General features: G+C 37.7%; 1 tRNA gene. It reads right to left on the minus strand.

The features are described 5' to 3' along the window. Nucleotides 1-77: 77 nt before the first annotated feature. Nucleotides 78-153, minus strand: a tRNA-Asn gene (locus tag AB4185_RS21855). Nucleotides 154-220: the final 67 nt, after the last annotated feature.

The raw sequence follows: 220 nt of genomic DNA on the forward strand, positions 1-220 counted from the left end.
GTCGGCACACTAAATTCTTTGCTTAAAGAGTTAAACTCTTCAATTAAAACCTCATATAAAATGAAGTCCTTTAAAAATGGCTCCCCTTGCAAGACTTGAACTTGCGACATACGGATTAACAGTCCGCCGTTCTACCAACTGAACTAAAGGGGAATTACTTGTCTCAACATCAGGTCTATAAAGACCATTATTTGTTAAGTACCAAATAATGGTGCCTCGA

It is taken from the genome of Vibrio sp. 10N.286.48.F5 (genome assembly GCF_041469785.1).
Classification (GTDB): domain Bacteria; phylum Pseudomonadota; class Gammaproteobacteria; order Enterobacterales; family Vibrionaceae; genus Vibrio; species Vibrio crassostreae_C.